Annotated in this window: 6 protein-coding genes; all 6 read left to right on the plus strand. The window is 35.1% G+C overall.

The genetic code is table 11. From position 1 onward, the window contains the following. Positions 1 to 106: 106 nt before the first annotated feature. The 6 genes from GJU41_RS19625 to GJU41_RS19650 all read left to right on the plus strand — a co-directional run bounded on the left by GJU41_RS19625 (position 107) and on the right by GJU41_RS19650 (position 21,522). Positions 107 to 7,612, plus strand: a complete 7,506-nt coding sequence (locus tag GJU41_RS19625) for a non-ribosomal peptide synthetase (RefSeq protein WP_154319317.1) — start codon at positions 107 to 109, stop codon at positions 7,610 to 7,612. Next, positions 7,602 to 12,536, plus strand: a complete 4,935-nt coding sequence (locus GJU41_RS19630) for a condensation domain-containing protein (protein ID WP_154319318.1) — start codon at positions 7,602 to 7,604, stop codon at positions 12,534 to 12,536. Before GJU41_RS19625 ends, GJU41_RS19630 begins: the two co-directional genes overlap by 11 nt. Further along, positions 12,537 to 13,748: a pyridoxal phosphate-dependent aminotransferase gene (locus GJU41_RS19635; RefSeq protein WP_154319319.1), complete on the plus strand. Its 1,212-nt coding sequence runs from the start codon at positions 12,537 to 12,539 to the stop codon at positions 13,746 to 13,748. It begins immediately after the preceding gene. An 80-nt stretch (positions 13,749 to 13,828) separates the two neighbouring features. Continuing rightward, on the plus strand, positions 13,829 to 15,862 hold the full coding sequence (locus tag GJU41_RS19640; RefSeq protein WP_154319320.1) for a non-ribosomal peptide synthetase: 2,034 nt from the start codon (positions 13,829 to 13,831) through the stop codon (positions 15,860 to 15,862). Beyond that, the gene (locus GJU41_RS19645; RefSeq protein WP_170292846.1) at positions 15,862 to 19,851 is read left to right on the plus strand and encodes a type I polyketide synthase; all 3,990 of its coding nucleotides are present in this window, start codon (positions 15,862 to 15,864) and stop codon (positions 19,849 to 19,851) included. The genes GJU41_RS19640 and GJU41_RS19645 overlap by 1 nt, the downstream gene beginning before the upstream one ends. A gap of 36 nt (positions 19,852 to 19,887) precedes the next feature. Beyond that, positions 19,888 to 21,522 carry a carbamoyltransferase N-terminal domain-containing protein gene (locus tag GJU41_RS19650; protein WP_154319321.1) on the plus strand — a complete coding sequence of 545 codons (1,635 nt, stop codon included), beginning with the start codon at positions 19,888 to 19,890 and terminating at the stop codon, positions 21,520 to 21,522. Positions 21,523 to 21,536: the final 14 nt, after the last annotated feature.

Genomic DNA, 21,536 nt, shown 5'->3' on the forward strand with positions numbered 1-21,536 from the left:
TTGAAGAGTAACAAATATATAAGTTACATGCCTTATCTAGGAAGTAACTGTCGATATTAAATAACTTCAATTACGTTAATACAGGTTCGGGGGTAAGGGGGGGCATATGGACACACATTTTCAATTAAAATCTCAGATAAACGAAGAATATTGGTTAAAGAAATTATCTGGTAATCTGCCACGGGATGTATTTCCAAAGAATGAATATAAGGGACATGAAAAAAGAGTAGTTAATAGAGAGATTATTGAAGTTCCAATTTCCACTGAAACTACAAATGAATTTAATAGAATTTCCAATGGGTCTAAATTAGGTCGTTTAATTTTGTTTTTAACTACCGTGTCAGGGTTACTTTATCGCTATTCTGGTGGTGGAGAAATCTTACTTGGTACTACGAAGTTGTTGAATGACAAGCATGATAATGAAGATGGTCTTCTTTTTCTTAAGTGTCAAGCTCAGGGAGATAAAACATGGAAAGAACTTAACGAAGCAATGAAAAAGGAAGTCTCCCTTACCTTTAATCATAAGGATATCCAGATCAATAAAATTATAAATACTATCGAAAATTCACTAGGAAGAGAATCAAATGAACTTTGGCAAATTGCATGTATAGACGATAGGTTGCAGATTGTTGATAAGGAGTTAGAGCGTTTTAACTTAGTTATCAAATTAGTAGATCAGGAAGGGAATTTGAAGCTGCGGTTTGAATACAATCCGTTCGTTTATTCTCAATCAATAGTCAAATCCTTCAGTGAAAATCTTCTATACTGTCTTGATGAGTTTCATAAGAATATACCATTTAAACTTGCTGAAGAAAAAATGGATCTACTTGCTCCAAATGAACGAAATTTTCTTTTGACTGAGTTAAATCAAACAAACATAGACCTAACAAATGTCTCGTTGCTACATCAACTTCTTGAGGAACAAGCTAAAAAAACACCAGACAAGATAGCTGTAGTAGAAAATGAAAAAAAAATCAGTTATAGAGTGCTAAATGAAAAAGCGAATCAACTTGCCAGAACTCTAAAAAGTGTTGGCGTTGGATCTGAGTGTGTAATTGGGGTGATAGTTCAACCAACTGTTGAAGTCATTATTGCAATTTCAGCAATATTAAAAGCAGGAGCTGCCTACTGTCCAATAGATCCAGAATTTCCAAAAGATAGAGTATTACAAATTTTTACTGAAAGTGGAATAGATGTATTACTCTCCCCTAAAGAATATCTGTCTTTATTCACCTTTGAGGGTAATATGATAAATATTTCAGACCCTGATGTTTATATAGGTGATAACACAAATTTGATACCCTCTTCCCTTCCAAATAATCTGGCTTATGTAATATATACTTCTGGTTCAACAGGTAAACCAAAAGGGGTTATGATTGAGCACAGAAACATTGTTAATCAAGTATTAGGCTTAACGCAACTTTACTCGTTTGATGATACTCAAAACCACATATTAATGGCACCATTTACATTTGACCCTTCTATACAGCAGGTTTTCTTACCATTGTCTACAGGTGGAACACTTCATTTAGTACCAAATAGAGTGAAAACCGATCCTAAGAGCTTTTGGGAATTAATACAAACCTCTGAAATCAATGTTATTAACACAGTACCATCACTTATGGAATTATTACTGGAGCAAAATGATTCAGTGAAACATCAGATTCAATACCTAATTCTTGCCGGAGAAGTATTTACTTTCGATTTGGCTAAAAGGTTAGAACAAAAGCTGAAAATTGAGAAGTTAATTAATATATACGGACCAACTGAGGCTACTATTAATACAACACTTTATGAATTTGATTCTAAAAGTTGTAATAATCAAGTGGTGCCTATTGGGAAGCCGCTACTAAACTATCAGGTTTATGTATTAGATTCACAACATCGTTTATTGCCATTTGGAGTCATGGGAGAGTTATTTATAGGTGGAACTGGTCTAGCTCGTGGTTACATGCATAATCGTGAATTGACGGAAACGACTTTTGTGACTAATGCTATTAGTAATAAGAGTGAAAAATTGTATAAAACTGGAGATTTGGTAAGGTGGCTACCAAATGGAAATCTAGAATTTGTTGGCAGGAAAGATCAACAAATAAAAATACGAGGGATGCGGATTGAGTTAGGTGAAGTGGAAGTTGTTTTATCTAATAGTCCTTGGATTAAAGAAGTAGTGGTCACTAAACATGAAATTGAAAATAATACTGAATTAGTGGCATTTTATACTTTAAATAAGGTTGGAGATTATAAAGGGGAAAAAGTTGATGCTAAGGTACTCAAAGACTACTTGAAAAAACACTTGCCAGGCTATATGATTCCGTCTCATTTTGTTTATCTTGACGCGATGCCAGTTACCTCTAATGGTAAAATCAATAAAAACGCTTTGCCTAAAGACAAAATTGGTGAAAAAGTTAATCGGGATATGGTCTCTCCACGTAATGGTGTAGAAACTACCTTAGTGGAAATATGGGCAAAAGTATTAGGTGTAAAAGACGTTAGTGTAAACGATAGTTTTTTTGATGCAGGAGGTAATTCACTTACCATTTTACGCCTCCAAAGTACAATCAATAAAGCTTTTGATTTAAATCTATCAATACCTGATTTATTCACTTATCATTCTGTTACTCTACAAGCATCTTTCATTCAAAATCATAGGAAAATAGTCAATTCACAAAAAAAGAAATCAAACACTGACCACATAAATGTTATGCGAGATAGTGATGTAGCAGTTATTGGCATGTCCTGTCGCTTTCCATTAGCAGATGGGTGTGATGAATTCTGGGACAATCTTTCTCAAAATGTAGATACTATCCGTAGCATTCCAGAAAAAAGGATTCGTGATGTTGTAGGTAAAGAAGCAGTTGCGAAAGAAAATCAAGTAAAGTTTCCGCAAGCAGCATACTTAGAAAAAATTGACGGTTTCGATTCACAATTCTTTGGTATATCACCTAATGAAGCAAGAATGATGGATCCTCAGCAACGTTTGTTTTTACAAGTAGTCATGGATTCTATTTTAGATGCTGGTTATTCAGAGAGTGATCTATACGAATCAAAAACTGGTGTTTTTGTAGGTGCGGGTAAACCGAAATACAATGAATTAGTTCCAGAAGGAGAGCCCTCTGCCATACCTGGAAATTTATATTCAGTAATTGCTGGAAGGATCTCATATGTTCTTAACTTACATGGCCCATCAGAAGTGATTGATACAGCATGTTCATCTTCTCTAATGGCCATACATCATGCTGTGAGAGAAATTAATTCTGGGAATTGTGAACTTGCTATTGCTGGTGGAGTAAATCTATATATGTCAGCCGTGGAACAAACAGTATACGAAATGGGAATTGCCTCTCCTGATGGTCGTTCTAAATCCTTTGACGCTAGTGCTGATGGTACAGGGGGAGGAGAAGGAATCGGCTCTGTATTGCTAAAATCTCTTGAAAAGGCAATTGCTGATGGAGACCATATATATGCCGTAATTAAGGGTACAGCAGCAAACTCGGATGGACGTACAAATGGAATTACTGCTCCTAGTGCTATTTCTCAGACTAATGTAATAGAAGAAGCATGGAGACATGCTGGAATTGACCCAAGTACAGTTTCTTATATAGAAACTCATGGGACAGGTACAAGACTAGGCGACCCAATAGAATTTGAGGGTATTTCAAATGCATTTAAAAGATATACGGAACGCAAACAGTTTTGTGCTATAGGATCTGTAAAAACCAATATTGGACATCTAGATTCAGCTGCTGGAATCGCAGGGTTTATTAAGACTGTTCTCTCACTTTCAAAGAAACAAATCCCTGCATCGCTACATTTTGACAACCCTAACCCACATATTGATTTTATTAACTCTCCAATCTATTTAAATGGAGCGCTGAGGGAGTGGCAACCAGAGAGTGGTATTAGAAGAGCTGGTGTAAGTTCTTTCGGATTGAGTGGTACGAATTGTCACGTGGTACTCGAAGAATACCACACTAAAACAGAAGCCCCTTCAATGAAGGAAGAATATCTTTTTGTGTTATCAGCTAAATCCCATGAAGGACTACTAAACTACGTTGAAAAATATATAAAATTTCTTGGGAAAACCAATAATGATTTAAATGATATTTGCTATTGCACAAATATCAGTCGTGGAGAATATTTACACCGATTAGCCATTGTTGCCAACTCTTTGGAAAATCTTAGAGGAAAATTAGGTATTTGGTTGAAAATGAATGACTCAGTAGTTGATTCTAGTAAGTTGCATAATCAAAGAATATATTTTAATCGCATAGGTGAGGATGGAGTTAACACAATTCATTATTCTACGCAGTCTAATGATTCATTTGCTGCAATAATAAAATCATTTATAGCAGGTGACCTAGTAGATTGGAAAAAGCTCTATGCAGATCAAAAATATAGACGTATATCTCTTCCAACTTATCCTTTTGAAGAGAAAAGATTCTGGATTGAAAATTCAACCGTGGTAACAAAAAATAAGTTAACTCCTAAGGAAGCAAAAGGGGAACTTAGTAACTTTTGGAGTATTACCGAATCTGTTTTTGCACTGGGTGAAAATATATTGGTTGAAAGCGGATTTAAACAACCGGAAGGTTATAAAAAATCTGTTGAACAATTTGCTGCAAACTTAATATTTCATTTTTTTCAAAAGTTTGGGATGTTAATAAATACGGATCGTACATACACCCAAGAAGAAATAATGAGTGCAATTGGAGTGATTCCTCAATATGAACGACTTTTCAACTACTTGTTAAATTACTTACAAGAATATGGTTATATTCAAGTTCAACATGAAGCAATCGTGCTGAATGAAAATGTGGATCACTTAAATGGAGAAATTTCTGAATTCAAATATTTGAATGAATATCCTGAATTCTCCGGAACCTTTAAAATTCTAAAATATTGTTTAGATAACTATCCCGACGTTTTAACAGGAAAAAAATCACCTCTAAGCGTACTTTTTCCTGATGGAACTTCGAATTTCTTGAAAAGCTTTCTTAATAAAGGGAGAACATGGGGAGATTTGTACGAGAGTATGGCCATTAATGCTATAAAACAACATATCTTTGCAAATCAAGGAAAACCATTAAAAATATTGGAGGTTGGTGCAGGATCTGGAACTATTGGTAGAGTTTTATTTTCTGAGATTTCAGGCCAAGATGTTGAGTACTACTATACAGATATTGGCCGTTCCATATTACTAGATGCTCAAAAACAATTTAATCAATATCCATTTGTAAAATACAAAGAGTTTAATATTGAAGAAGATCCTTTTTCACAAGGTTTTGTTCCTGACGAATTTGACATCATTATAGGATTAAATGTAATACATGCTACTCGAAATATACGAACAACTCTCTCTCAGTTAAAGAAAGTCATATCACATGATGGAGCACTATTTATTATTGAGAAGGTTCACAATGAGCCTGCTGAAAATTTAGTTTGGGGTATGACAGAAGGTTGGTGGCTTTTTGAAGATACTGATTTACGCACGCATTTACCTTTAATTCCTGTTAATCAGTGGGAGTCAGTTTTAAACGAACATTTCCAAGAAGTTAAGAGTTTTCCTTTAAAGAAGAACAACCAAGTTACAGCTGAGACATCTTTGATTGTAGGGAGAATGGATAAAAAGAGTGTCGTAAAATCTCCTCAGGATTTGATGTACAAAGTGAGTTGGGTAGAGAAAGATTTAATATATAACAACAGTGTTATCTCCAATGGATCTTGGTTGATTTTCAACGATCACTTGGGAGTTGGTGATGAACTAAATAATAGACTTAGCCGCTCTAACAATACTGTAATAATTGTAGAGGAAGGCATTGAGTATAAAAGAATTAATAAAAATCATTACTTGATAAATCCGAATTCGTACGAAGATTACAAACAACTGCTACTTGACTTAGAAAATAACAATATTAGCATTTGTGGAATTATTCACCTGTGGACTTGTATAAATGAGAGTCAAATAGTAAACACGGAAACTGTAGATCGTTGTTTGCAGCTGGGCGTCTATAGTCTCTATTATTTGACCAAAGCTATTTTGCACCAAGAAATAAAAGATATTCTAAATATACGTATAGTATCGAACCTTGCATATAAAATTTCAAATGAAAGCATTATATCTCCAGAAAAAGCACCTATCTTTGGTTTGGCGAAGGTAATATCTCAGGAGCATCCAAAAATTCAATGCTTCGGTCTAGATATTGACACAAATGAATATTCTTCTGAGCAGATAGCTACAACAATTTTAAATGAAATAAATGAAAATAAAACAGATTACTTGGTTGGGATTCGTGATCAACGGTTTGTTCAAGAAATGATTCAATTCAAACCTAATCAATCACCTCGTCAAGACATTTCTATACAGAAGAATGGGGTTTATATTGTCGTCGGAGGTGCTGGAGGATTAGGATTGGAGGTAAGTAAATATCTTGCACAAAAATGTCCTATTAAGCTAGTGATTATTAACAGAACAGAATTACCTAACAGATCAGAGTGGGCCAAACTAATAATTCAACATACTCATAATAAATCTAAGGAATCAGTAACACACAAGCTAAAAGCTTTTTTAGACATAGAAAGTAATGGTTCAGAAATAAATTATTATCAAGGGGATGTCAGTGATTTTAATCGAATGAACTTCATTTTTGATGATGTGCGAGACAAATATGGACAAATTAATGGAGTCATTCATTGTGCCGCAGCCTCTGGAGAGACAAGTAAACCCCTAGCGAATCAATCGATTGACGATTTTAGGAAAGTCCTTTTGCCTAAGATTCATGGGACAATAGTTATGGACAGACTATTAGAGGAAGAACAGTTAGACTTTTTTGTTTTATATTCTTCAGTCGCATCCCTTTGGGGAGGAGCTGGGGGAGGCGACTATGCTGCTGCGAATGTGTTTATGGATGTATTTAGTGCTTATCGCAACATGCAAGGGAAAAACACATTATCAATAAATTGGTATGCGTGGGAAGGATTGACAGGTCCTGGATGCATGGCTTACATGTCTCCAGCTGAAGCATTAGAAGCATTTGACATGAGTTTAACACATGAAATGGATCAAATTGCAATTGGAAAGTTTAATAGGGACCTCTTAGCTGAGTGGGCTCCTATGATGAAAATTCAAATTGCAGATGACATTTTACAAACTGAAATCATTGAGACAAAGATGCCTGATCAGGATATTAATCACTTAAGAGGATTCTCTAAAGTAGATGTGATTTTAAAAGGGAAAAAACTTGAAAACGTATCTGATTTAGAAAGAAAAATAGCTCAAGTTTGGGCAGAAGTATTAGGATATGAAGAAATCAATGTATATGATAATTTCTTTGAGATTGGCGGAGACTCACTACTTATTTTAAAAGTGCTAAATTTGCTTAATGATCGAGTTGATGCAGAGTTGGAGGCTGGTGATTTGTTCTCGTATGGAACGATTGATAAATTAGCAGCATTCATTGAATCTAAAAGAAATGAAAATGAACTCACTAATTCAATAGGTATTAGTGAAAATGAGAATGACGATGATTTGAAAAGATTGATTAAAAGTGTAAAGGAGGATGCAATATCTATAGAAGAGGCAATGAAAGGATTTGAAAAACATGAACGATAAGTTTGTTGAACATATACTAAAACTTGTATCAAAGGGTGAAATATCTGAGAAAAATGCATTTACTCTCATCAAACAGTATCAATCTACTTCAAAAAGTTCTTTAACATTAAATTCAGAAAAAAATGAGAAGAACCATAAGGATATTGCAATAATTGGAGTAGCTTGTCGCTTTCCTCAAGCAAACAATAAAGATGAGTATTGGACAAACTTAGTTAACGGTTATGACGCAATTAGAGAATTTCCTGAGTCACGTATGAAACGTGTTCGACAGTATTTATCTAAAAAGCGAGAAGGAACTTATATATCGGCAGGATATCTTAATGATGTGGAAACTTTCGATGCTGAGTTTTTCAACATACTACCTGGCGAAGCAAAATATATGGATCCCCAACAACGAATTTTTATGGAAACTGGATATGAAGCTATTGAAGATGCAGGCTATGGAGGAGAACGTATCAAAGGCTCAAGGGTAGGCATATATACTGGATTTAGCGAAGCAAGGTACAGGGAATTAATTGAAGACAATTCACCAGCAGCTTTCGTAGGGAACTTTCCACCTATCATTGCAAGCCGTCTTTCATATGCTCTTAATCTTTCTGGTCCAGCTTTAAGCGTTGCAACTGCTTGTTCTTCATCATTGGTAGCACTACATTTGGCGTGTAAAGGAATCTTCTCAGGTGATTGTGAAATGGCGCTCGTTGGGGGAGTGGCAATTGGTTCTTTACCTGGAGAATTAGAAGAGGGCAACCTTGGCATAAGTTCTTTAGACGGTAAATCACGCAGCTTTGATGCTAAAGCTAATGGTACCGGATGGGGAGAGGGATGTGGGGCTGTTCTCATCAAACCACTTAAACAAGCTATAAAAGACAACGATTGTATTTATTCAATAATTAAGGGTAGTGCGGTAAACCAAGATGGAACCTCAAACGGAATTGCTTCTCCTAATGCGCTGGCTCAAGAAGAGGTTCTTTTAGCAGCGTGGAAGGACGCAGGAGTCGATCCTAAGAGTATTTCTTATATAGAAGCTCATGGTACAGGGACCAAGATAGGTGATCCAATTGAAGTGAAAGGCATTACTAATGCCTTTCGCAAGCATACTAATCATAAACAGTTTTGTGGTCTTGGGTCAGTTAAGAGCAATATTGGACACCTTGATTCAGCTTCAGGTATGGCGGGCTTAATCAAAACTATCCTAGCTCTTAAGAACAAACAGATTCCACCAACGTTACACTTTACCAATCCTAACCCTTTAATGAATTTATACCAATCTCCTGTCTATATAAATACAGAACTAGCAAAGTGGAAAAGGTCAGGTGATTTACCACTGAGGGCAGGTGTAAGTTCTTTTGGTCTTAGTGGAACCAATTGTCATGTGGTTTTGGAAGAATACCGAGACAATCGATTAATTGATTCCGTATCAACATCAACACAGGGAAGAGTTTTTACAATCTCCGCTAAAACTAAAAATGCTCTCCATCGTTTGATTAGGAAATATATAGAATTTTTGAAAGGGAACAATAAATATCAAATAGATGATATTTGTTACGTTCTTAATACAGGTAGGGAACATTTTAGGCATCGATTAGCTATACCTGTCTATAACCTAGATGAACTATTAAAAAAACTTCAATTAACATATGATTTCTTTAACAATCAAAACGGTGCACGCTTAGAGGAACAAGGAATCTTTTCTTCACTATTTAATGTGGATGGTGAGGTCCCGGGTGAATTGGATAGGAGTCATTATCACGGTCATACGTCTTTAAAAAGTCTGGAGAAACTAGCTCAGAACTATGTTGAAGGCCAAAAAATCAGCTGGTCTGCTCAGTATCAAACAGGAACATTTGTTAAAATCCCTCTTCCTACTTATTCTTGGGAAAAAAAGCATTTTTGGATTGAACCATCTGCTCAAAGAACCAATACTCTTTTATTAAAGGACAGACAAGAGTCTAACGATAACGCAAACAACTTTTCCTCTTCTATGGATAATCTAAATGATACTGAATTGCGTATTGGATACATATGGAGTGATGTGTTGGGTCTTGAAGAAATAGATGTTTATGCTGATTTCTTTCAACTGGGTGGAGATTCATTACTAGCGACAGACCTTATTACTCGAATAGAAAAGGAATTCAATGCAAAAATAACGCTTACCGAATTCTTTGAAAAACCTTCTATACGAGAACTCTCAGTCTTACTTGGAGAAATGAAAAATATCCAGAGGGGCGAGATCATATCAGTTGAAGCTAAAGATTTTTATCCTGTATCTAACGCGCAGCGTCGGCAATTTATTTTAAATCAAATGTCAAAAGATAACCTAAGCTATAATATGCCTGGTTCAGCGACTATCTCTGGAAAAATTGACTTGAAACGATTTGAAAGAGTTTTCAATATGCTTGTTGAACGTCATGAATCATTTAGGACTGTTTTTGACATTGTTAATGGGGAAATTGTTCAGACAGTACTTCCTATGAAGAAGTTTGAAATTGAATATTGCGGAACCGGCATATCAAATATAAACGATTCATTTAAAAAATTTATTCGTCCGTTTAAGTTAGATGAGGGCCCACTTTTACGAGTTAGACTCGAAAAGATAATTGAGGATCCTATCTCTGATAACAAGCACTTGTTTATGTTTGATATGCATCACATTATTTCAGATGGTGTTTCAATGGAAGTTCTCTTAAAAGAGTTCGCCGCCCTCTATGCTGGGGAGCAACTAACTCCATTAATAATTCAATACAAAGATTTTGCTAATTGGCAGAACCAATTATTGAACAGTGAAGTCATGCAAAATCAAGAAGTATTTTGGCGTGAAGTATTAAGACAAGAAAAAGAAACAGATCTTCAGGTACTAGATATTCCTGCGGATTATCCACGCCCACCAAAAATGACTTTTGAAGGAGGTGTTCACTCTTTAAGTATTGAAAAGGAAATAGTACATCAGCTTAAGGCAATTGGTCAAAAGCAAGGAGCTACGTTGTATATGACACTTTTAGCTATCTATAATATATTTCTTCATAAATATACTGGAAAAGAGGATATTATCGTTGGTTCTCTTGTTGCTGGCAGGCGAAATTCAGGAACAGCGAATACTATTGGTCTTTTTACTAATTATTTGCCTATGAGAAATTTTCCAGATGGTAGAAAGAAGTTTATAGATTTCTTAAATGAAGTCTCACAGCGGACCGTAAAAGCTTTTGATAATCAAGAATTTCCATTTGAAAAAATGGTTGAAATTTTTGATAAAAAAAGAGATATTTCACGAAACCCGATATTTGACAGCATGATAATTTTGCACAATCAAGGGTTTCAAAATAATCAAATGCAAATACAAAATTTGAATTTAGAGATGATCGATTGGGAAAGTGAAAGCTCAACAATGGATTTGAAATTTGATATTTTTCAGCGGCCGAATGGTGAACTGAACCTTAAAATTGAATATTATTCTCAGTTGTTTAAAAAACAGACGATTATTAAAATGGCAAATCATTTTGTTTCACTTATCAAACTCATTGTAAGTGAACCAAATAAGAAGATCGATGAATATAATTTTTTCACACCGAAAGATGTGGAAGAACTTGAGAAAAGGAAAAAAATTACTCAAAGTTATTCTGTTTTATCCAAATCTATTACAGCTCTAAACGAAAATCTGTATCCCCTATCTGCATTTCAAAACTACATTTGGAATAACAGAGATAGAGTAAATAATTGTATTATCCAAGCAAAAGTACAAGGCAAGATAGAACAAGTCAAGCTCATTAAAGCCTTAAAAGAAATGCAATCCTTAGATAGTTCTCTAAGAACAAATTTTGAAAAAAAATCTTCATTTTTATACCAAAAAATACATGAACAACTTCCAATAGACTATGTTTTTTTAGCTTTAAAAGACATGAATATGGGAATTGAATTGTCTGAAATAATAGCTTCTGAATATAGCAATCCCTTTAATATTTATCAAGGATCTTTATACCGAGTACGATTAGTATACATTGGAGGTGATATCTATCATTTAATAATTACTATTGATCCGTTGATTTCAGAGTTACTGGAAATGAACAATTTCTTGTCACATTTGTTTAACATCTATTCTTTATTAACAACAGGTGAGGTTGTTAATTATAAAAGTTACAAAACATTGTCGATTCCCGAATCAGCAGTTAGACAAGATAAGATGGTTAAAGAAGAAACTTTTGAATACCGAAATGATTATTGGAATAAAACATTATTAAAACCTTATCCGCAGGTTAACTTTCCAATTAAACAGACAACAGAGACAAATAGTAATCAAATTAATAGTTCTTATCATTTTTCTCTGAAAGATGAAGAGGTAAGATACCTGTTGAAATTCGCTGAGAATAATAATTCAAGTCTGGTAGAAGTTATTATGGCATGCTATTTTCTTCTATTAAAACAAGTAACTAATTCTAAAGAAATAATAGTAAGTATCATAGATCTTCCGATTAAAGAGAATAGTAAGCAGTTAGTGCCTCTGAGCGTCAATTACCCAATTCCTTTAAGGATTTCAATGGAAGATATGACATCTTTTAATCATTTATTAAACGCTGTTAAAAACAGTTTTCGGGAACTTAGTCAAATGAGCATGTATCCTTTCAATCATTTATTTAATCAAAGTATACTCGAAGATGACGAATTACATTCCTCTATATATAGTGTGCTTTTTGCAGAGGAAGACTGGACATCCAATTTACCTGAGCTTGATATTCTTGACATTCATCACTACCGTGCTAAAAATTCACTTTTAAAATTATCATTGGTGAGAGAAAACAGTGGTAGGGGCTGTGTATTTTCTTGGGATTCAAACTTATTAGAAACGACCTATGTGAATTCTTTGATAGAGAGGTTTAAGAAAATTATTCAGACAGTTGTGAAAAGTGCGTCCAACTATAAGGAGGAATTATAAATGCAATTGAGATCAGATATTAAATTTTACGAAAACCGATTTTTAATGTTCGTTTTGGATCAAATGGCATATGAATATGAACAGAATGGTTCAACAGAAGTTATACGTATGACCTTGGGAAAATCAGAATTACCTTTACATGAAGAAATTATTGAATCAATGAAAGATGCTTTGGATACATTTGAAAAGAGTTCACTTGTCTTTCCACAAGGTCTGCCTGAACTGAGAGAAGCCTTAGTCCAGGATTATAAGCAAGCTTATGATTTAGATATCAACCCTAACAACGTAGTAATAAATGTAGGAACCAGTGCTCTTTTTAGAAACTTATTTTACTTGCTGGCCAAAGAAGGAGATGAAATTCTTCTCCCTCATCCATACTACTCCCTTTATAACTTTTGTGCTCAATTGGTAGGAGCTAAGGTACGTTATTACAATATTAATACTGATACTTTGAGGTTGGATTTAGATTCTTTTAAAGAGAATTTCAATGAAAAAACAAAAATTGTTGTCATTAATTCTCCAGGAAATCCACTAGGAAATATTTTGACTGAAGAGGAACTATACGCTATTGACGAAATTATTGATGGCAAAGCCGTTGTTATCAACGACGAAATTTATGCGAATGTTTGTTTCGATAAGAGAAGTACTTCTGTATTAGAACTGCAAAACACAAAATCCACATTTATAACGACGAATGCTTTTTCAAAAGGATATCGTATGTATAGTCGACGAGTAGGTTATTGTATTGTACCTGAGGAGCTAGTTACACCCCTGACTGTAATTCAACATCACACTTTATTAACTGCGGATCCAGTTGTGCAATTTGGAGCTATAGAGGCTTTACGCCATCAAGAAGAAATTGACAAACTTGTAGAACTCTATCGTGACAGACGTGACTATACAATAGAACAATTTAATAACGTCCCACTTGTCCGTGCACTGCCAGCAGAGGGAAGTTTCTATTTTACATTAGACTGCGAAAAGTACATGGATGAAAATGGGATTTCGTCGAGTCTAGAACTAGCAGAACAAATAATGAAATCAAAACAAGTTGCTACCGTTCCAGGTTCTGACTTTGGTCTTCCAAAAATGTTACGTCTTTCATATTCCAATACCCGATATAAGGAAGGTATTGATAGAATGGTAGATTTTTTCACTTCTAAATCACCATCTCTTCTCGTGTCTGCATCAACTGATTCAGTAAACGAATAAATGAAAATTCTGCATTAAATATATCTGCTTCCATGATTGGTCTATTATGCTTTGAAAAATTAGTAAAGTAGGTATTGCGAATGGAACTAGACTTTCAAGCATTTGAAATTTTGTCCCAAGATGATCAAGAGTTAATAGATGAGATAAATAGAACTGAAATAAAATATGAACAATTTACTACGTTACCTGAGTTATTTTCAAAACAGGCTGCAACTACTCCTGAGAGAATTGCAGTAAAAGAATTATCAAATACTTTAAGTTATTCTGAACTAGACAACAAGTCAAATCTTATTGCACGAGTCTTACACTCAGCTGGAATAAATGGAAATGAATTAGTTGGTATTATGCTTGATAGAAGTATTGATTTTTTACCCTATGTCTTTGGGATTTTAAAAGCAGGTGGTGCATATGTACCAATTGATCCTGGATACCCTAAAAAGCGTATTAGATATATGTTGCATGATAGCGCCTGTCGCGTTCTAGTGACAGATACTCCTAAATTAAAAACAATGCTGAACGATTTACCAGAAAGTATTAGAGTAATTGTTTGTATTGATGAATTAGATTCTATCGATTCAATACCTGAAAATTTGACAATTTTTCAGCGATCAGATCTTGATTGCCAGAGTAGTGAACCATGGAAAAGCCCAACTAAAGAAAATGACATTGCATATGTTGTATATACATCTGGTTCTACCGGTGATCCTAAAGGGGTAGTCATCACTCATAAGGCAATACTGAATACACTCTTTTGGTTGCAAGATACTTTTCCACTAAATGAACATGATGTTATTGCTCAGAAAACATCAATTAGTTTTACTGATTCTGTATGGGAGTTTTTCTGGCCCATGATTCAGGGAGCTAAACTTTCCATCTTTAGTCCTGATACGGTGAGAGATCCAAATAAACTATTAAGGCAGTTGTGTGATGATGAAATTACGATAACACAATTTGTACCTGCTCAAATGAGTATTTTTTTAGAGGCAGTGAGAACAGAGAGAAAGAATGATCCACTTCCAAGATTGAAATGGGTTTTTAACGGTGGAGAGGCTTTACTCGTAAATACAGTTAGAGATTGGTACAGCATTTTTACAAATGCTAAAATTGCAAACATTTATGGCATGACTGAATCAGCCATTTATGCAACAAATTATATCATTGATGAGAAACCGGCCGAACAAGAGTTAAGTATTCCACTTGGTAAGCCTATTGCTAATACACAAATATATATACTCAATGAAAGTGGAAAAATATGTCCGCCAGGGGTTAAAGGCGAAATTTGCATTGGTGGTATAGGATTGACAACTGGTTATTGGAATAAAAAAGAACTTACAGACAAGGCTTTTATTACTCAACCTACTACAGGTAAAAGACTATATTGCACTGGTGATTTAGGCTTATTACGCACTGACGGGATCATAGAATATTTAGGCCGGAAAGATGATCAAGTTCAAGTAAGAGGATATAGGGTTGAACTAAAAGAAGTTGAGAGAGCGGTATCCAGTTATCATTTAATTAAAGAAACTGCAGTTATCGCTCAGAAAGATGCTTATGAAGTAACTAATCTTCTATGCTATTTTATTTCTTCAGAAAAAGGACTTGAAATAGACGAGTTAATAGATCATTTAAAAGAAATTTTACCAAACTATATGATTCCTGGATTGTTCATGGAATTGATTGAGATGCCCTTGACTCCAAATGGAAAGATCGATCGCAAAAATCTTCCAAAACCTTCAGTAAGAACAAAGCGGTCAACAAATTATGTTGCACCTCGAAATGAAAAGGAACAAGGATTAGCGAGAATTTGGGGAGAGATTCTAAATATTCCTGAAAATGAAATTGGAATCCATGATAGTTTTTTTGAAAGTGGAGGAAACTCCATTTCAATTATACGATTACAACGGAAAATGAAAGCTATGGGTTGTGAAGTGACTGTAGCAGAACTCTTTTCATATCCTACTATAGCTACGTACATGAACCAATTTGAAAATCAAAACAGAAATCAGGATAAATTGGATGGAGATTTAATGAGTTTGCTTGATCAAATTGAGGACGGCTCTATAGATATAGCCCAATCTATGAAGGCTTTAAATGACTTAAGGGGGGGAAATTAGTGAAATTATTACAAAATTATATTCTTTCTCAGGCAGCTGCTAAAAACCTATCAAAAGAAGAGGCAGTACCTCTTTTAAAAGAACTATTTGAAAATCAATCAAAGACAGTTAAAACGGATGATATTGCTATTGTTGGTATGTCCTGCCGCTTTCCAGAAGCGGATAATTTAGATCAGTTCTGGATGAATATGGTTAATGGAGTAGATTCGGTTAGAGAATTTCCTGAAAGTCGTAAAGCGGATGTCGACATGCCTATTAGGGATTACTTTAAGAGCAAACGCAATGCTCCTGAAATAAATTATAGAAAGGGAGCTTATTTAGATCGAATTGATCTTTTTGATGCTGAATATTTCAATATAACACCAGCGGAAGCACGTTGTATGGATCCTCTTCAGCGAATATTTCTTGAAGTAACCTGGGAAGCTTTAGAGGACGCCGGGTACGCTGAAAAAGAGCTTTATGGATCTCGAACAGGAGTTTATGTGGGTGATACTGATGCAGATTATATACAATTGATGCAGACTATGGAGCCATATGCACTTCCAGGGAACACAATTTCAGTTATAGCAAGCAGAGTTGCATACCTTCTAAATTTGGCTAGTGGAAGTCATCTAATAGATACCGCTTGTTCAGCTTCTCTTGCTGCTGTCCACCACGCAGTTAGAGGGTTAATGACTGGAGATTGTGAAATGGCTGTAGCTGGGGGATTAAACCTTACTTTGTTTCCTATAGATGAGGGTCTAACAGACATTGGAATTGCTTCACCTGATTCTATAGCTCGAACTTTTGATTCAAGTGCAAACGGTACAGTTTGGGGAGAAGGATTTGGTGTAATTGTTCTCAAAACCTTGGAAAAAGCCAAAAAAGATAATGATCATATCTACGCGGTAATCAAGGGGAGTTCAATGAATTCTGATGGGAAATCAAATGGGATAACTGCACCAAGTGCATTAGCACAAACGGAGCTGATTAAAGAGGCTTGGCGTAATGCAGGAATTTCTCCCAAAACAGTATCATACATTGAAGCACATGGAACAGGCACTAGATTAGGAGATCCTATTGAAATAGAAGGGATTACAAATGCATTTCGTAGCTTTACTGACGAAAAGCAGTTTTGTGCATTAGGAGCAGTAAAAACAAATTTGGGTCATCTTGATACTGCTGCAGGAATCGCTGGCCTAATCAAAACGGTATTGTTATTGAAAAATAAGGAAATACCAGCTACTTTGCATTTTAATGATCCAAATCCTCATATTAATTTCATGGAATCTCCGGTATATGTTAATACAGAACTGATACCTTGGGAAACAAAAGAAGGAACTTTGCGGCGAGCAGGAGTAAGCGCTTTTGGTCTGGCAGGGACGAATTGCCACGTAATATTGGAAGAATATGAAGAGAGTTCGGAAGTAAAGATAGCAGAACAATCCGAACAAGAAAGATATATTTTCACTTTGTCTGCAAAAAGCCAAGAATCCTTTAAAAAGCTCATAAAACGGTATCTCGCATACCTTCCTAACACCAAAAATGCACTAACTGATATTTGTTATACGAGTAATATTGGTAGAGGTCATTATGCATACAGATTAGCAATACCTGTTTCAAGTGTCAGTGAACTGCAAGAATGCCTAGAGCAATTTAGCAAGTTTAGTGAAGAAAAACTAAGTTCTTCAATTGAAGATAGTGTTTATTACAATTATTTATCTAAAAGAATAGAAAGAAGCTTTGAGATTGATAAAACGACAGAACATAAGACCATTTTACAAGAGTACATTGCTGGAAGCGAAATAAATTGGGAAGCGATGTATGATCGGAATAATAGGAGGCGAGTTCCTTTACCGGTTTACCCGTTCTCTGGAAAAAGACACTGGATAAACTATACGCCAGAACAAAAACTCCCCCAAGAATCTTCTCAGAAGAATATAGACCAGTGGTTTTATCAACTTAATTGGGTAGAAAAACCTTTAGATAACTTAAAAGAGAAATTCACTAAGAAAAAAAGGTGGTTTATCTTTGCAGATGAAGAAGGTGTGGCTGCTGCATTATGTGACCTAATGAGGAAAGAAGGACACGCGCCTATTCTTATAGAAAAATCAAATTGTTACAAAAAAATTAATTCTGATCACTATCATATTAGACCTAGTGCACAGGAAGATTATTTGGAGTTATTAAACTTATCTAAAGAGGACTCGACAGAGCTTGACGGTATAATACACCTCTGGACGACTACGGAAATTAGGAGCAGTCTTCGAAACCTGAACGATCTTAATAATAGTCAGGATGAGGGTGTGCTTAGTTTATTGCTTCTCCTTAAAGCCTTAAAATCATATGATGTCAGTCAATCTATAGAAATAAAGGTTATCTCTAATTATGTGAATTTAGTTGCTCCTGAGGATTCTTACATATATCCAGAAAAATCAACATTGTGGGGACTTATGAAAGTAGTGGCACAGGAATTTAGCACTTATCGTTGCAGTTGCTTGGACATTGAAACAATTGGACGTGAGGTTTTAGACGTTGCATTTGAAGTATATCAGGAATTAAAGGATGATACTGCTTTTAAAGATCATGTCTCTGCATGGCGAAATGGCAAAAGATATACGCAACAATTAGATAGAATGAAAATTTCCGATTTTCCCAAAAGAGATATAAAAGTGAGAAATGATGGTGTGTATCTTATTGCAGGTGGAGCAGGTCACGTAGGCTTTGAAACATGTCGATATTTAGCAAAACAAGCTAAAGTTAAACTAGTTCTTATAAATCGTTTGCCCCTTCCAGAACGCAATAAATGGGAAGAAACTTTAATACAACATACGGATGATAAAACTGTTAATAGAATTCGGAGCTTGATAGATTTAGAACAAACAGGAGCAGAGGTATATTATTATTCATCAGACATTTCTAATCTTGATGAAATGAAAGAAATTGTAAAAGACATTGAGGTACGACATGGGCAAATACACGGAATAATCAATGCCACAATGGATCTTGATGAATCTTTCCTTGAGCATCAAGAAAAAACAAGGTTTTTACAAACTATGAAATCGAAAATACACGGTACGTGGGTCTTAAATGAAGTTACAAAAGAACAGGAACTAGACTTTTTTCTGCTTTTTTCATCCGTTTCTTCTTTCTTAGGGGGAGAAGGGCTTGGTAGCTATGCGGCTTCTAATGCTTTTATGGATCAATATGCAAAGTATCAAAGTCTTCGTGGACGTGACATTATGGCTATTGATTGGTCTTATCTTGAAATGGGTGCCACTACAGAGCAGCTCGCTGCTACTAATGCTCTATCTAGACCAATATCTTCTGAAGAATATGGGCAGGTCCTAAACAGAATATTTAAATACCATTTGACTCAGCCTGTAATTGCAAATATAAGAAGTCATGATCTTGCACAAGTCCTCACTCTTTTGAATATACGTTTCTCTGCTAGTTTGACTCAAGAATTAAATCAAAGTGAAAGTATGCTATTAGATGCCGAAACAGCTACTAAGATACTCGCATCATTTCATGAATTAAAAAAATTAATAACTTCAAATGATGAAATAAACGATATTCTCAAACGGAATATTGAGTTGGGAGCAAGTTTAGTTTCATTTGAAGAAGATTTGCATAATAGTTTTAAAGCAGAATCAGCATCCTCAAAAGAGATAGGAAATGAACGTTTAAAAATAAAGGTGACTTTAAAGGGTAGCGAAAACGGAAAATATAATGAAACAGAGAATAGGTTGGGCCAAATATGGGCAGAAGTCTTAGGTTATGAGGAAATAAATATACACACTGATTTCTTTGAAAATGGCGATTCTTTAATGTTAATGAGTGTAATAAACCAAATCAAAGATCAATTTGACATAGAAATACCAATTCAAGTCTTCTTCCAAGAACCAACAGTTTTTGGGTTGAGTCAATGGATAGACGAATTAAATGAAAATGATAATAGTGAAGAAGATGAAATTACAATTTTGCCACGCGAATTTGCAGAAAAATAATAACCATAATTAAAATTGGTCAGGAGTGGCATTGATATGTTAATTTGTGGACTTAAATTAACACATGATGGTTGTGTAGCATTGATAAAAGACAATCGTCTTATTTTTAGTTATGAAGTTGAAAAATTTAATAATAACAAACGATATAGTGAAATTCCAGACTTAAACTTCGTTAAGGATGCTCTTTACAGTGAAGGATACATTCCTTCTGATGTAGATCACTATACTATTGACGGCTGGGCCGGTCTAAAAGAAAGTGAAGTTGAAACAAGGTCAAATGGTAAAGAGTATTCTATAGCTGTTGCGCCTTACCGTGAGACTTCATTATCTGCTGATTCACTTAAGACGTTTGAAGGACAAGGATTATTGATTGCAGATAAAAGTTTTAATTATACTAGCTATCTGCATTCTACCACCCATATCTTTAGTGCTTATTCAGCCAGTGAATTTTCAGAAAAAAAAGAACCTTCATATGTGCTCGTTTATGACGGGGGAATGTATCCTAGATTGTATTTTTTTGATCCTAGTAGAAATTTTCTGGAAAATTTAGGTCCTCTCTTTATGTTTATAGGAAATATATATTCACTTTTCTCATTGCATTTCGAACCATTCTATTCTGCTGGCAAAGGACCAAGAGTTGATGACTTGTCGGTAGCCGGAAAAGTGATGGCTTATATCGCCATGGGAAAGGTAAGGCCAGAACTATTGGCTCAATTTGATATTATTTATCAAGAGCATTTTTCTCCATCTATGGAGTTCAATTGGAAATTCTCTCAAGCTGTTAAGGTTTTTGTCGAAAACCATAATATTCCTCATGAGGATGTACTTGCATCTTTCCATCAGTATATTGAGAACCTACTTGTTTCTTCTCTAAAAACTCGTGTTAAGAAGCATGGTCAAAAATCCAATAATTTCTGCTTTGTAGGCGGATGTTCGCTAAATATCAAATGGAACAGCGCTATTCGTCAAAGCAAGGTATTCGAAAATGTATTTATCTCACCATTTACAAATGACACAGGTTCAGCCATTGGTGCAGCTTGTTGCGAGATGTACAAACAGACAGGGAATTTACACCTAGAATGGTCCGTTTATAGTGGTCCTAAGATAATTAAAAATCAGCCTGCAGAAGGTTGGTCAACTAAAAAATGTTCTATTAAGGAATTAGCCGAACTGCTTCATTCTAAGAATGAACCTGTGGTTTTCTTAAATGATAAAGCGGAATTGGGTCCTCGAGCTTTAGGGAACAGAAGTATAATTGCAACTGCAATTCAGCCAGAAATGAAAGATCGGTTAAATCGTATTAAACGCCGCGAAAGCTATCGTCCGGTCTCACCAATTTGTATAGAAAATCGTGCAGCAGAAATCTTCTCGCCCGGAACTCCAGACCCATACATGCTTTTTGATCATAAAGTCCGAGAGAATTGGAAAGAACGCATTCCTGCTATTAGACACTTGGATGGTACAGCTCGCCTGCAGACTATTAGTAGAGAAGAAAATGAAGTTGTTTATGAGTTATTAAGCCACTATGAACAACTAAGTGGTATTCCTGTTCTATGTAACACTAGCGCCAATCTGCTTGGAAGTGGATTTTTTCCTGATGTCTTATCGGCGACAGAGTGGGGTGAAACAAAATATGTATGGTGTGATCATCTATTATATGAAAAAAAGTAGATTTGGAGGTTAAT

The organism is Metabacillus idriensis (assembly GCF_009674765.1).
Classification (GTDB): Bacteria; Bacillota; Bacilli; order Bacillales; family Bacillaceae; genus Bacillus_P; species Bacillus_P idriensis.

What these genes read in the sequence shown, in the direction of transcription:
- GJU41_RS19625 (WP_154319317.1), top strand. Translation starts at nt 107, where the DNA reads ATGGACACACATTTTCAATTAAAATCTCAGATAAACGAAGAATATTGG.
- GJU41_RS19630 (WP_154319318.1), top strand. Translation starts at nt 7,602, where the DNA reads ATGAACGATAAGTTTGTTGAACATATACTAAAACTTGTATCAAAGGGT.
- GJU41_RS19635 (WP_154319319.1), top strand. Translation starts at nt 12,537, where the DNA reads ATGCAATTGAGATCAGATATTAAATTTTACGAAAACCGATTTTTAATG.
- GJU41_RS19640 (WP_154319320.1), top strand. Translation starts at nt 13,829, where the DNA reads ATGGAACTAGACTTTCAAGCATTTGAAATTTTGTCCCAAGATGATCAA.
- GJU41_RS19650 (WP_154319321.1), top strand. Translation starts at nt 19,888, where the DNA reads ATGTTAATTTGTGGACTTAAATTAACACATGATGGTTGTGTAGCATTG.